Annotated in this window: 13 protein-coding genes; 6 read left to right on the top strand and 7 right to left on the bottom strand. The window is 72.7% G+C overall.

What is annotated here, in order from left to right:
• Window positions 1-40: 40 nt before the first annotated feature.
• From aztD to aztB, 4 genes are all read right to left on the bottom strand, one after another.
• Entirely contained in the window at window positions 41-1243 is a 1203-nt protein-coding gene (gene aztD / locus IAG43_RS28935) for a zinc metallochaperone AztD (RefSeq protein WP_187743613.1), read from the bottom strand.
• Window positions 1244-1423: 180 nt separating this feature from the next.
• A complete protein-coding gene (aztC, locus tag IAG43_RS28930; RefSeq protein WP_187743612.1) occupies window positions 1424-2389 on the bottom strand; it encodes a zinc ABC transporter substrate-binding protein AztC in 966 nt (321 codons plus the stop codon).
• Window positions 2386-3624 (bottom strand): hypothetical protein, encoded by a 1239-nt coding sequence (locus IAG43_RS28925; RefSeq protein ID WP_187743611.1) that lies wholly within the window; start codon window positions 3622-3624, stop codon window positions 2386-2388. Before IAG43_RS28925 ends, aztC begins: the two co-directional genes overlap by 4 nt.
• A gap of 214 nt (window positions 3625-3838) precedes the next feature.
• Window positions 3839-4696 carry a zinc ABC transporter permease AztB gene (gene aztB, locus IAG43_RS28920; protein WP_187743610.1) on the bottom strand — a complete coding sequence of 286 codons (858 nt, stop codon included), beginning with the start codon at window positions 4694-4696 and terminating at the stop codon, window positions 3839-3841.
• 15 nt (window positions 4697-4711) lie between these two features.
• Between aztB and aztA the strand changes: the two genes are divergently transcribed.
• Window positions 4712-5482, top strand: a complete 771-nt coding sequence (gene aztA, locus IAG43_RS28915) for a zinc ABC transporter ATP-binding protein AztA (protein WP_187743609.1) — start codon at window positions 4712-4714, stop codon at window positions 5480-5482.
• A gap of 72 nt (window positions 5483-5554) precedes the next feature.
• On the top strand, window positions 5555-6259 hold the full coding sequence (locus IAG43_RS28910; RefSeq protein ID WP_187743608.1) for a TetR/AcrR family transcriptional regulator: 705 nt from the start codon (window positions 5555-5557) through the stop codon (window positions 6257-6259).
• On the opposite strand, the gene IAG43_RS28905 is transcribed toward IAG43_RS28910, so the two are convergent.
• The 3 genes from IAG43_RS28905 to IAG43_RS28895 all read right to left on the bottom strand — a co-directional run bounded on the left by IAG43_RS28905 (window position 6171) and on the right by IAG43_RS28895 (window position 8622).
• Window positions 6171-7136 (bottom strand): oxygenase MpaB family protein, encoded by a 966-nt coding sequence (locus IAG43_RS28905; protein WP_187743607.1) that lies wholly within the window; start codon window positions 7134-7136, stop codon window positions 6171-6173. The two genes, IAG43_RS28910 and IAG43_RS28905, sit on opposite strands and share 89 nt — an antisense overlap.
• Window positions 7137-7416: 280 nt before the next feature.
• The gene (locus IAG43_RS28900; protein WP_187743606.1) at window positions 7417-7806 is read right to left on the bottom strand and encodes a Zn-ribbon domain-containing OB-fold protein; all 390 of its coding nucleotides are present in this window, start codon (window positions 7804-7806) and stop codon (window positions 7417-7419) included.
• Window positions 7807-7902: 96 nt separating this feature from the next.
• Window positions 7903-8622 (bottom strand): TetR family transcriptional regulator, encoded by a 720-nt coding sequence (locus IAG43_RS28895; RefSeq protein WP_187744694.1) that lies wholly within the window; start codon window positions 8620-8622, stop codon window positions 7903-7905.
• 194 nt (window positions 8623-8816) lie between these two features.
• Here IAG43_RS28895 and IAG43_RS28890 point away from each other — a divergent pair, with 194 nt between their 5' ends.
• From IAG43_RS28890 to IAG43_RS28875, 4 genes are all read left to right on the top strand, one after another.
• On the top strand, window positions 8817-9602 hold the full coding sequence (locus tag IAG43_RS28890; RefSeq protein WP_187739238.1) for an electron transfer flavoprotein subunit beta/FixA family protein: 786 nt from the start codon (window positions 8817-8819) through the stop codon (window positions 9600-9602).
• A 112-nt stretch (window positions 9603-9714) separates the two neighbouring features.
• A complete protein-coding gene (locus IAG43_RS28885; protein WP_187743605.1) occupies window positions 9715-10677 on the top strand; it encodes an electron transfer flavoprotein subunit alpha/FixB family protein in 963 nt (320 codons plus the stop codon).
• A 335-nt stretch (window positions 10678-11012) separates the two neighbouring features.
• A complete protein-coding gene (locus tag IAG43_RS28880) occupies window positions 11013-11930 on the top strand; it encodes an AurF N-oxygenase family protein (RefSeq protein ID WP_187743604.1) in 918 nt (305 codons plus the stop codon).
• Between the two features lie 14 nt (window positions 11931-11944).
• Window positions 11945-13606 carry an FAD-dependent oxidoreductase gene (locus tag IAG43_RS28875; RefSeq protein ID WP_187743603.1) on the top strand — a complete coding sequence of 554 codons (1662 nt, stop codon included), beginning with the start codon at window positions 11945-11947 and terminating at the stop codon, window positions 13604-13606.
• Window positions 13607-13645 lie beyond the last annotated feature (39 nt).

Raw genomic sequence — 13645 nt, 5'->3', positions numbered from 1 at the left:
CGTCCTGCCGGTGCCGTCGGCGGCACCGGCAGGGGGCGTGTCAGTGGCCCGCGAGGACGCCGGACAGTTCGTTGGTGCTCTTCGGCAGTGTCACACTGCGGAGCTTCTTGCCCGACTCCAGGTCGACCGCGTGCAGTGCGCGAGTGCCGGGCTCGGACACGTACGCGGTGTGGTCGCGGACGAAGAGCGTGGGCCTGGCCTGCTGCCAGTCGAGCGGCTCCTGCCAGGCCCCGGTCACGGGGATCTTCTTCGTCACGGTGCCGGTCCCGGGGTCGATGACGTGCAGTGCGCCGTCCGTGCCGAGGACGAGTGCCTCCCCGTGCGGGCCGCGTCCCAGGGAGCGGAACGAGTAGCTGGTCCCGAGTTCGACCAGCCGCAGCGTGCCGGTCCGGGTGTCCACGAGCGACACCCGGGTCGGGCGCTCCAGTTCGGCGTCGGGGTCGCTCTTGTAGTCGCCGAGGATGACCTGCGAGGCGTCGCTGCCCGCCTGGTTGCCGATCCGGCCGTACGCGTGCGGGGCCGGGACCTTGGTGAACTCGCCGTTCCGGTAGATGAGGACGCCGTCCTCGCAGCCCACGGCGATCGCCTCGTCGCGTGCCGCGGCCTCGCCGTGCACACCGGGGCAGTTCTCGTTGCGTGCGATCTCCCTGCCCTGCGCGTCGAGGACGAGGGCTCCGGTCCGCTTCTCCGCGTCGCCGAGGGTGCTGAGGAGCCGGCCGTCGGCGAGTTCGACGGCGACACCGTGGTGCGGCTCGGCGGCGGTCCACGTCCTGGCCTTTGGCTTGGCGCCGTCGGCGAGGTCGTGCGGGTCGAAGACCTCCACCCGGCCGGTGCCGTCGGTGAAGAGGGCGGTCCGTCCGGCGTGCCGCACCACGTGTCCGGGCTTGGCGCCCGGGTACGTGATGCCGGTGAACTCCTGTGCGGTGGCGTCCAGGACGCGGAAGCCGGTGTCGGTCGAGACGACGACGTGGTCCTCGTCTCCCGCCGGGTTCACCCGGTTGAAGCCGGGCAGCTCGATGGTGCCGGCGATGTCGAGGCTGTCGCCGTCCAGGACGTAGAGGCCGCCGTCGAAGGTCGCCACCAGCGGGTCGGCGACCTCCGCGGCCGCCTTCGCGCTCGGGGACGCGCCGCCCCCGGTGCCGGACGCGGAGGTGCTGTCCGTGCCGCAGGCGGTCAGGACGGTGGCGACCGCCAGGGCGAGTGCGGTGCCCACGAGGGCTCTGCCGGGTATCGCGTGGTTCACAGTGTGTTCCTTTCTCGGCCGCGGGGTGCGGCGTCGGGTGGGTGTGCCGTGGGGTGCGGCGTCGGGTGGGGTGTGTCCGCTCGGAGTTCGCGGGTGCCCGCCGAGCGGGGGCGCGGGCCGCAGTGGGAGGTGCGGCGTGGGACGGGTGCCGTCGCGGGACGCGGCCGGCGGGACGGTGTCTCAGCGGGCGGCGGTCAGGCCGTCGGCCATGACGGTGGTGTTGGTCCGCATCATCCGCAGGTAGGTGTCCGCACCTCCGCCGGGAGCGGTCAGCGACTCGGAGTGGAGCGCGATGACGCGTACGCCGCCGCCGAGTTCGTTGCGCAGCACCTCGGCCAGCCGTGCGGGGCGCGAGGAGTCGGCGAAGACGGTGCGCACTCCGGCCTCGCGCATGGCCTCGGTGAGCGAGCGCAGGTCGGACGAGCTGGGCGAGGCCAGGGTGGTGCCGCTGGGGACGACCGCTCCGATCACCCGGAAGCCGAAGCGGTCCGCCAGGTACCCGAAGACATGGTGGTTGGTGACGAGTGCGCGCCGGTCCTCCGGAATCCGCGCGAAGGAGGTCTCCATCCAGGCGGTGAGGTCCGTGAGCTGCCGTGCGTAGCGTTCCGCGTTGGCGCGTATCGCGGCGGCGTCCACGCCGTCGACGTGCTCGATCACCTGCCGGGCGATCAGGGCGGCGGCGTCGCGCACCCGGTCGGGGTCGGTCCAGAAGTGCGGGTCGGGCTGCCCGGCCCCGTCGCCGGGACCGCCGTCGTCGGGTGCGCGGAAGGTCATCGGGTCCACCGCCTCGCCCACGCCGAAGGTGGTGACGCCTGCCTCGCGGGCGGCGTCCACGTGGCGCAGCACGTTCTCCTCCAGGCCCAGTCCGTTGAAGACGACGAGGTCGGCGTGTTCGAGTTCGGCGGCCTGCACGGCCGACAGACCGAAGGAGTGCGGGTCCGCGCCCGGTTGCATCAGGACGCTGACCTCGGCCTCGTCGCCGACGATCTCCCGCGTGACGTCTCCGAGGATGTTGGTGGTCACCACGACACTCGGACGGTCGCCGCCGCCGGTGCAGGCGGTGGCGAGAGCCGCGGTCAGGGCGGTGACCAGCAGGGCGACCAGGGTGCGGGTGCGGTGGGTGCGGCGTGCGGTCGTGGTCCTCATCGTCCGGTCTCCTTCATCAGAGCCGGTGTGATGTCGAGGTCGAAGGTGCGGGCGATGCGCAGCCCGTCGTTGTAGTCGATCTCGAACACCCGTTTGCCGACGGGGTCGTTGACGTAGGCGCGGCTGCGGTCGACCTCGATCAGCGGGGCCGCGGTGTGTCCGGCGGCCCGGCCGGAGAGCAGCGTCTTCGTGCGGGCCGTGCGCTGTCCGGTGGCGATGTCGTAGCCGTGCAGGGAGCCGTCGGCGGCGAGGACCATCAGGGGGGCGCCCTCGCCCGCGGTGTTCGCCGCGAGCACGGGCCCGGTCTCCACGCGGGTCCAGGAGCGGTCCGTCACGTCCAGCACCCACACGGCCCGTTCACCGGCCGGCGCCGTGAGGGTGTCGCTGCCCGCCCGGTGGTGGAAGGCGGTGGCGCGTTCCGCGGCGGGCACGGCGTCGCCGTAGGGGATGCGCTCGGCGGTGAAGCGGCCGTCCGCCGCGCTCACCAGCAGCGCGCCGTCGGCGCAGCCGAAGACGACGCCTCGGCGGGTGACGGCATCGCCGCGGGGCGACTCGCACACGACGCCGGGTGCGGCCACCCGGCGGCCGTCCCGGTCGAGGACGACGGCCTCGGCCCGGTCGTCCTCGCCCGCGAGGGCGACGAAATGCTCCTCGTAGGGCACGACGGGAGCGCTGTAGGTGCCCGGCAGGGCGCGGGCGGTGCCGGGCCGGCCGGTCTCCATCGCGGTCCGGTCGAGGACGGCGGCGCGGCCGGCAGCGTCGGTGACCGCGGTGACGGCGGTGTCGCTGCGGACCCGGGCGCCGGGTCCGCCGGGTATCCGTCCCACGTCGCGTACCGCGGCGCGGTAGTAGTGGACGTGGTCGCCGTGGTCGACGGTCCAGGCACCGGTGTCGATCACGCGGGTCCCGTCGGCGGCGGCCAGGAAGGCGAAGCGGCCGTCGGCGCTCAGCCCGCTCGCGCCGGGAGTCGGGGCCAAGTCGTGGGTCTCGCCCGTGATCAGGTCGAGGACGCGGGTGTCGCCGGTCTCCGGGTCGGCCAGCAGCAGCCGTGACTGCTCCTCGGCGGCCTCCTGTGCGCCCGCCACGTATCCGTGGGGGGTGGTGGCGGACGGGGAGCGCTCCGTCCGCCCGGCCGATGCGTCGTCGTCCCGGCCCGCGCAGCCGCTCGCCGCGAGCAGCGCGGCGAGCACCAGGGCGGCGGGGGCCCGCGCGGGAACGTTCCTTCGGGCGAGCAAGAGGGTCTCCTCCGTGGTCGTCGGGGTGTGTGTCGGTGTCTCGGTGCCGGGGTGAGCCCGTACCTGTGCCGATGTGCCGGGCGGGCATGTCGACATGGCGTCGTGTCGGTGTGTCGGTGTGTCGATGGAGCGTGTGAAGGCAGGGGGGCTCGACGGCGCGGCGTCGGGGCGACGGCCGCCGGGGAGGCCGGGGGTTCGGTGCGCGGGGCCCCGGTCAGGGGTTCACGGCCGCCGCGGGTGCCGGGGCCGGGCGACGGCGGCGGTGCCGCAGGCCGGACGCGAGATGGGAGAGGAAGAAGAGGCTCACCGCGAGGCCGGACACCGTCGCCCCGGCCGCGGTTCCCAGGTGCCAGGACAGCAGCAGGCCGAGGAAGGTGGCCACCGAGCCGAGGAGCGCGGCGAGCGCCATGACTCCGTGCACACTGCGCGCCCACGGGAGGGCCGCGGCGGGGGGTGCGATGAGCAGTCCCAGGACGAGCAGAGTGCCGACGATGTGGAACGAGGCGACGATGGCCAGCGCCAGCAGCCCGAGCAGCGCGGCGTGGGCGAGCCGGGGCCGCAGGCCGAGGGTGTGCGCCTTGCGGGCGTCGAACGCGAGGGCCAGGAAGGCCCGGTGGCCGAGGGCGGAGACGGCGAGGGCGAGCAGCAGCGCCACGGCGAGCAGGACGAGGTCCTGCTCGCGGACGGCCAGGACGTCGCCGAAGAGGAACCCGGTCAGGTCGACGGCGAAGGACTGCGAGCGGGAGACGATGATCACGCCGAGCGAGAGCATCCCGACGAACAGCAGGCCGATTCCGGTGTCCTGGGAGAGCTTCGGGGTGCGGTGCAGCGCGGTGACGCCCACCGTGATCACGGCCGCGCTCGCCGCCGCCCCCAGCAGGGGGTTGCCGCCGAGCAGCGCGGCGAGGGCGACACCGGGCAGCAGTCCGTGGGACATGGCGTCCCCGAGGAAGGCCATCCCCCGCAGCACCACCCAGGTACCGGCCATCGCGCAGATCATCGACACAAGAATCCCGCCCCAGAGGGCCCTCTGCACGAAGGTCGCCTCGAAGGGGCCCGTCAGCCACTCCATGACCGCAACACTACAATGACAATCATGTTCAACAAACCAGTACCCCTCCCCTCCCCTCCCGGCACCACGACGGGCACCGCCGTGCGGCTGCGCTGCTCCGGACTGGACGCGGGCTATCCCGGACGGCCCGTCCTGCGTCAAGTCGACGCCTCGATAACGGCGTTGACCGTGACCGCAGTGGTCGGCCCCAACGGCAGCGGCAAGTCCACACTGCTCGGAGTGATGGCGGGTGTGATCGAGCCCACGGCGGGAGACGTCGTCCACGCCGCCTCCGTGCGGCCCGCCTTCGTCCCGCAGCGCGGCGCCGTCGGAGACACCCTCCCGCTGACGGTCCGGCAGACGGTGGAGATGGGGCGCTGGGCCGGTCTCGGACCGTGGCGGCGGCCGACCCGCCGGGACCGCGCCGCGGTCGACACCGCGATGGAACGCCTCGGAGTCACCGCGCTCGCGGCACGCCAGCTCGGCGAGCTCTCCGGCGGCCAGCGGCAGCGCACCCTGATCGCCCAGGGTCTCGCCCAGGGCTCCGACCTCCTCCTCCTGGACGAGCCGACCACCGGACTCGATCCCGAGGCCGGGGAGCGCATCACGGACCTGCTGGCGGGGCTGGCCGGCGACGGCGTGACCGTCGTCCAGGCGACGCACGACCTCGGCGCCGCACGATCGGCAGGCGACTGCCTGCTGCTCCACGACGGACGCCTGGTCGCACAGGGCGCCCCGCAGGACGTGCTGACGGTCTCGGCACTCACCCGCATCCGCTACCCCGCCACGCCGCCGGACCGCCTCTGACGTCTCCCCCGTGGGACCGGTCCGGGGCGCTGTGGTTGAGTGGAGCGGCACGGAGGAACGGGGCGGGGGCACATGACGGTTCGCGGTGACGACGACGCGCTGCTCGGCGACCCGGGACCCGGGGACCCGCGGCCCGGCGATTCAGGACCCGGCGGACCGGGGCCCGGGGGCCCGGGGCTCGGCGGGGAGCACGGGGCGGCCGTGCCGGGCGACGCGCTCACGGCGCAGATCCTCGACGCGGCGCGGGAGCAGTTCACCACCTTCGGCCTGCGCCGCTCCACGGTCGACGACGTGGCGCGGCGGGCAGGAGTCTCCCGCGTGACGGTGTACCGCCGCATCGGCAGCAAGGACAGCCTGGTCTCCGCCTGCCTGCTGCGCGAGTACCACCGGTTCCTCGCGGACGTGGACGACGCCGTGGCCGATCTGCCGACGGTGGAGGAACGGCTGGTCGAGGGCTTCACCGTGGTCCTGCGGCACATCCGGAGCCATCCGCTGGTCGGCGGGCTGCTCCGGCTGGAGCCGGAGACGATGCTGCCCTACCTCACCGTGGAGAGCGGGCCCGCGTTCCTCGCCGTGCGCGGGTATCTGGTGGACCGGCTCCGCCAGGCGCGGCTGGCCGAGGGGCAGCCGGAGAGCGACCCGACTCCGGTGGCCGAGCTGATGGTCCGCATCACCGTGTCCTTCCTGCTCAATCCGGTGAGTGCCTTCGAGCTGGACGACGACGACCGGGTACGTGATTTCGCTCTGCGCTATCTGGTTCCGCTGCTCGGTCGCTGACCGGGCGCTCGCCGGGCAGCGGTTCCAGCGGGCGGCCCGCGGCCCAGTGGGGTCCGAGATCGTCGAGGGTCCAGCCGAGCGGGTAGGACCGCGGCCGGGGCCGGACGGGGAACCGGTCGGGGCGGGCGGGCATCAGCCTGACGGCCCGGGACCTGGCCCGCACGGCGCGCTCGGCGGCGGTGCGCGCCCAGGCCGGCTGCACGGGGAACCCGAGGGCCCGCAGCAGCGGTTCGTCGAGCAGGGCGAGGGTCATCCGCACGGCCGCCGGACGCAGCGGCCGCGGATACCAGTCGGCCATGACCCGCAGGGTGGCGTGGGCGACCCGGCGGTTCGCCGGCGCGTAGGCGAACATGGTGCGTTCGTAGTCGTTCAGCAGTTCCTCGTACTCCGCGTAGGTGTCCGGCGCGCCCTCGATCCCCATCAGTTCGCCGGTCCTGCGGCCGACCAGGGCGATGGACCGCACCTCCTCGGGGCAGAGCCGGCGCCAGCCGAACCGGTTGATCCAGCGCACCGGTCCCACCACGGTGGTGGCGAGCACGTAGAGGAAGTCCTCGTTGGGGATGCGGTACTTGCCGTGGATGCGGTTGAGGTGGCGGGCGGTGGAGCGGGCGCGCTCGGAGTCGAAGCCGTCGCGGACGAGTTCGTAGCCGAACAGCAGGGTGTCGTCGTAGCGCTTCTGGCCTGCGCGCTCGAACTCCTGCGTGCGGTCGAGGAGTTCCGAGATCCGCGGGACCCCGTAGTCGCGCAGGAAGGCGACCCCGAGCCCCTGCCGGTAGTCCCAGGGGAACTCGTACTGGGTGACGAGCCGGTGGATCCGTTCGAAGTCCCGGGCGGGGTCCATCCGGCGGATCTCACGCAGGCGGCTGTAACGGGCCATGCGGCAGGCCTCCCGTTCCGGGGCCGGCGTCCCGACCGACGCCGCCGTATCAAAGATACAAATACTATGTAGTTGTTTCAGGCGGCGGTCAACGCCGCGCACAGGAACGGGAGTTGTGTGTGGCCGAGGAGTGCGGCCGGGAGAAGTGCAGACGCCGGGGCGAGCAGCTGCGCGGCCGTCGCACACGCGCCGCCCGTGGCACCGTGAACGAAGCGGGCGGGGGCGGACGAGGATGCCTGCCGGTCTCCTCGTCCGCCCCCGCCCGCCGTGCCGGACGCGCTCAGCGCCAGCGGTCGAGCTCCCGGTCCCGGGTGTCGCAGACCTCGAAGACGACCTCGCCCTCACTGAAGTCCGCCCCGGCCGCCGGACGGACCCGCTCCCCCGCCCACACCAGGTGCGGCGGCGCACCGATCACCCGGCAGCGGAGCATGAAGCCCTCGGGGAAGCGGACCAGCGACTCGTTGCGGGCGAGCTTGGTGTAGCGGTGGACCACCGTCGTCCGGACGACGATGCCGTCACCGTCGCTGCGGGCTGTCTCCAGGTCGCTCGACGCGCACACCGGGCACAGGAGCCGCCGGAAGGAGGCGGTCCCGCACCAACGGCAGCGCTGATAGATCAGTCCGGTTTCCCCGCACACCGGCGCTGCGGTGGCACTTCCTGGCTGGGACACGTCGCGACCCCCTGCACTCGGCTCCGAGCGGCACGCCCTCGCTGCCGCTGCCCGCACGATATGGCACTGAGTGCCGCAGCGTAAAGACACTCAGTGTCAATTATTTCGGCCAGATGTCCCCAGGACCGCCTCCACCTGCTGGACCACCCGCCAGAGCGGGGCGTCCCTGCGGGCCAGCAGGACGACGACGTCCCCGCCGCCCGCCGCCCCGTCACCGGCCGAGGCGCCCGAGCCGTCCGCCGGTGCGGCGACGACGGGGGCCGCGGGCGCGGACCACACCTCGACCACCGTGGCGAGGGCGCGCTCCACCGCGGCCTCCGCGTCCCCGGCGCCGCCCGAACGGAGCCACGCCCGCAGGGCGTTGTTGTGCGCGGCCACCACCGCGGCGGCCACCACCTCGGCACGGAGCGAGCCGTCCGGGTCCTGCCGCCAGCAGCCGCGCAGATGACCGGCCATGGTGCGCTCGTACCGCCGCACCACGGAGAGCTCGTAGGTGCGCAGCCCCGGCACCTCCTGCGTCAGCCGGTAGCGCTGGACCGAGAACTCCGGCTTCGCCGCGTACATCCTCGTCACCAGACGGGCCGCCGCGCACACCGCGCGCACCGGGTCCCGCTCCGTGCCGCGCGCGAGGAAGTCGGTCATGTCCGCGAGACAGCGCTCGTGGTCGGGGAAGACCGCGTCCTCCTTGGAGGGGAAGTAGCGGAAGAACGACCGGCGCCCGACACCGGCTCTGGCGACGATCTCGTCCACGGTGGTCCGCTCGAAGCCCCGCTCCAGGAAGAGCTGGAACGCCGCCTCGGCCAGGGTCTCCCGCATGGGCGTCCTGGGAGGGTCGTCGGCCCCTTCGGCAGCCGCCGGCCTGCGCCGTTTACGCACCTCAGTCATGCGGGGAACGTAGCACCGCGACCCCGATTTGGCACTTGGTTCCTTTACATGGGGTACTGAGTGCCATAGGTTCGACATCATCAACCATGCGCGTCTTGCGACCGCCCGTCAGGAGGAGAGCCGGCGTGAGCCTGAGGATCGTTGTCTGTGTGAAGTACGTGCCCGACGCCACCGGCGACCGGCACTTCGCCGATGACCTGACCGTCGACCGGGACGACGTCGACGGCCTGCTGTCGGAGCTGGACGAGTACGCGGTGGAGCAGGCGCTGCAGATCGCGGAGAACGCCGACGACGCCGAGGTGACGGTGTTGACGGTGGGTCCGGAGGACGCGAAGGACGCGCTGCGCAAGGCTCTGTCGATGGGTGCGGACAAGGCGATCCATGTCGAGGACGACGATCTGCACGGTACGGATGTGATCGGTACGTCGCTGGTGCTGGCGAAGGCGGTCGAGAAGGCCGGGTTCGATCTGGTGATCTCGGGGATGGCGTCGACGGACGGCACGATGGGTGTGGTTCCGGCGCTGCTGGCGGAGCGGCTGGGTGTGCCGCAGGTGACGCTGCTGTCGGAGGTGTCGGTCGAGGGTGGCACGGTGACGGGCCGCCGGGACGGTGACACGGCGTCGGAGCAGCTGGAGGCGTCGCTGCCGGCGGTGGTGTCGGTGACGGACCAGTCGGGCGAGGCCCGGTACCCGTCGTTCAAGGGGATCATGGCGGCGAAGAAGAAGCCGGTGGAGTCCTGGGACCTGGAGGACCTGGAGATCGACGCGGACGAGGTCGGTCTCGCGGGTGCGTGGAGCGCGGTGGACTCGGCGGCCGAGCGTCCGGCGCGCACGGCGGGCACGATCGTCAAGGACGAGGGCGAGGGCGGCAGGCAGCTCGCCGAGTTCCTCGCGGGTCAGAAGTTCGTCTGACGCGGCCTTGCGGGTCGGATGTTCGTCTGACGCTGCCTGGCGGGTCGGATGTTCGTCCGATGCCCGGTCTTTCTCGTTCCCCGTTCGTCTTTCACAGCAGGAGAGTTGTCCCATGGCTGAAGTTCTCGTCTTTGTCGATCACGTGGACGGTGCGGTCCGCAAGCCCACGCTGGAGCTGCTGACGCTGGCGCGTCGGATCGGTGAGCCGGTCGCGGTGGCGGTGGGTGCGGGTGCCGCCGACACGGCGTCGGTGCTGGCCGGGCACGGTGCGGTGGGGGTGCTGACCGCGGACGCGCCGGAGTTCGCCGAGTACCTGGTGGTCCCGAAGGTGGAGGCGTTGCAGGCCGCGGTCGAGGCGGTGTCGCCTTCGGCGGTGCTGGTGCCGTCGTCCGCGGAGGGCAAGGAGATCGCGGCGCGTCTGGCGGTGCGGATCGGTTCGGGTCTGATCACCGACGCGGTCGATCTGGAGGCCGGTGAGCAGGGTCCGGTGGCGACGCAGTCGGCGTTCGCCGCGTCGTTCACGACGAAGTCGCGTGTGTCGAAGGGTGTTCCGGTCGTCACGGTGAAGCCGAACTCGGCTCCGGTGGAGCCGGTTCAGGCCGCGGGTGCGGTCGAGGCGCTGGCGGTGTCGTTCTCGGAGAAGGCGACGGGGACGCGGGTGACCTCGCGTACGCCGCGGGAGTCGACCGGGCGTCCGGAGCTGACCGAGGCGGCGATCGTGGTCTCCGGTGGCCGGGGTGTCAACGGCGCGGAGAACTTCGCGGTCATCGAGGCGCTGGCGGACTCGCTCGGTGCGGCGGTCGGCGCCTCGCGTGCCGCGGTCGACGCCGGCTGGTACCCGCACACCAACCAGGTCGGCCAGACCGGCAAGAGCGTGTCCCCGCAGCTGTACATCGCCTCCGGCATCTCCGGCGCGATCCAGCACCGGGCCGGCATGCAGACCTCGAAGACCATCGTCGCGATCAACAAGGACGCCGAGGCCCCGATCTTCGACCTCGTCGACTACGGCGTCGTCGGCGACCTCTTCGCCGTCGTCCCCCAGCTCACCGAGGAGATCAACACCCGCAAGGGCTGACCTCCCCGGAACCACACACCCGACAGGGGCCGCACGGTGACCACCACCGCGCGGCCCCTGCCGCATGTCACGCACCATTGACGCAGGTCACGGCCGCCCGCAATCCCCTGCAACCGCCCGCAATCCCCTGCCGGACTCCCGGAACCGCCGCAGGGCGTTCACGAAGCCCTCGCAGATCCTGCTGACAAAGTTTCTACCGAGGGGTAGGCCGGTCGGGCGCTCTTACTATACGGTCCGTCTAACAAGGGGTGGACGTCCCCTGGCCGGGCACCCGGCACACACGCACGACGCCTTCACGGTGCCCCGGAGAATCCACGGGTTGGAAGGAGCCGCACATGGCAAGCAGCACGGTACGGCCGCACGCCCAGGAGGAACCGCTCCCCGACGACGGCGTCGCCCGCCGTCTGCTGGAGTCCTCCGCGATCCTGGCCTACGACCCCGCCGTCGAGGTGGACTGGGACACCCCCCTCGACAAGGACTTCCACGGCGCCAGCCCGGAATGGTGCTCCCTCTACGGGACCGCCTACTGGGCCGAGTTGACCGACGCGCAGCGCAAGGAGCTGACGCGCCAGGAAGCCGCGTCGGTGGCGAGCACCGGCATCTGGTTCGAGATGATCCTGCAGCAGATGGTGCTCCGCGACATCTACGCCAAGGACCCGACCGGCGCCGAGTTCCAGTGGGCCCTCACCGAGATCGCCGAGGAGTGCCGGCACTCCATCATGTTCGCGCGCGGCGCCCAGAAGCTCGGCGCCCCCGCGTACCGGCCCTCCCGCCCGGTGCTCGAACTGGGCCGCGTCTTCAAGACGCTGGCGTTCGGCGAGGCGGCGTACGCGTCGATCCTGGTCGCCGAGGAGGTGCTGGACGTGATGCAGCGCGACTGGATGCGGGACGAGAGGGTCGTGCCGTTCGTCCGCACGATCAACAACATCCATGTCGTCGAGGAGTCCCGGCACATGAAGTTCGCCCGGGACGAGACGCGCAAGCGGCTGGCCGGAGCCGGCCGGGTGCGCCGCCAGATCAACGCGTTCGTGATCGCCGTGGCCTCGTACGTCATCGTCACCAGCATGGTGAACCGCAAGGTGTACGTCCACGCCGGCCTCGACGAGAAGCGGGCCCTGGCCGAGGCGCGGGCCAACCAGCACCACAAGTCGATGATGCGGTCCAGCTGTTCGGGCCTGATGGAATTCCTCGCCTCCGCACGTCTCCTGACCAAGCCTGCGCTCGCGTTCTACAAGCGTGCCAACCTGATCTGAACCGGGCCGCCACCATGACCTTCGCCATCACCCAGACCTGTTGCAGCGACGCGACCTGCGTCGCCGTCTGCCCGGTCAACTGCATCCACCCGACTCCCGAGGAACGCGCCTTCGGCAGCACGGAGATGCTGTACATCGACCCGAAGACCTGCATCGACTGCGGCGCCTGCGCCGACGCCTGCCCGGTCGACGCGATCTTCCCCGTGGACGCCCTCGCACCGGACCAGCAGGAGTACGCGGCGGTCAACGCGGCGTACTTCGAGGAGGACGGACAGCCCGGACCGGCCGACGACAGCCCCAACTTCCACACCTGGAGCGAACCGCGGTTCGCACGCTCGCTGCCGGCCGACTTCGCGCCGCTGCGCGTCGCCGTCGTCGGCACCGGGCCCGCGGGCATGTACGCGGCCGAGGACCTGCTGCTGCACACCGCGGCCGAGGTGACGCTGATCGACCGGCTCCCGGTGGCGGGCGGCCTGGTCCGCTACGGCGTGGCCCCCGACCACCCGGCGACCAGAAGGGTCGGCGAGACCTTCGCCCGCTTCCACACCCACCCCCGGGTGCGGATGTACCTCGGCCTGGAGGTTGGGCGGGACGTGTCGGCGCAGGAGATCGCCGCCCACCACGACGCGGTCGTCTACGCCGTCGGGGCGTCGGCGGACCGGCGGCTGGGGCTGCCGGACGAGGAGCGTCCGGGCATCGTCTCCGCGACGGAGTTCGTCGCCTGGTACAACGCCCACCCCGAGGTCGCGCCCGACGCGATCGACCTGTCCGCCGCACGGGTGGTCGTGGTCGGCAACGGGAACGTCGCCCTGGACGTCGCCCGGATCCTCGCGTGCGACCCCGAGACGCTGGCCGGGACGGACATCGCCGACCACGCGCTGGCGGCCCTGCGCGCCGGTGCGGTGCGGGAGGTCGTGGTGGTGGGCCGCCGCGGCCCGGAGCACGCCGCCTACACCCGCTCCGAGGCGCTCGCGCTGCGGCACCTGCCCGGAGTGCGGCTCGTCGTCGACGCGCACGACCCGCGGACCGGCGAGGCGATCGACGCGGCAGGCCCCCGGGACAAGGCGAGTGTGCTGCGGGACGTCGACCGGGAGCGGGTGGACTGGTCCCGGCCCCCGGGCGGGGAGCGGCGCATCGTGCTGCGCTTCCACTCCTCGGTGCGCGGGGTGAGCGGCGGGGACGGCGTACAGGCCGTCGAGGTGTCCGGCACCGGGGAAGGCGCCGGAGAGGGCACGCGGATTCCGGCCGGGCTGCTGCTGCGCGCCGTCGGCTACCGCGGGCTGCCGGTGACGGGGCTGCCGTTCGACGAGGCCACGGCGACGGTGCCGCACCACGGCGGCAGGGTCGACGGCATGCCGGGGACGTACGTCGTCGGCTGGATCAAGCGCGGCCCGTCGGGCGGGATCGGGGCGAACCGCACCTGCGCGGCCGAGACCGTCGGCACACTGCTCGCGGACGCGGTCGCCGGGACGCTCCCGGCGCCGAAGGGGTCGGCCAGGGCGTTCCAGCGGCTCGCCCGCCGCCGCAACCGGGATCTGGTGGACGCACGCGGCCTCGCCGGGATCGAACGCGCCGAACGCACCCGCGGCGACCGCGAGGGCCGCCCCCGGGTCAAGCTGGCGACGGTCGGCGAACTGGTCTCGGCGGCGAAGGGGCCCTGGCGGCTCACCCGTTGACCGCCGCGGCCCGGCCCGTCCGGGAACGCGTCCGGCCCC

The sequence above is a fragment of the Streptomyces genisteinicus genome, from assembly GCF_014489615.1.
GTDB classification, from domain to species: Bacteria; Actinomycetota; Actinomycetes; order Streptomycetales; family Streptomycetaceae; genus Streptomyces; species Streptomyces genisteinicus.
Note: the sequence above shows the minus strand (reverse complement) of the source record. Positions and strands in the feature narration are given on the sequence as shown.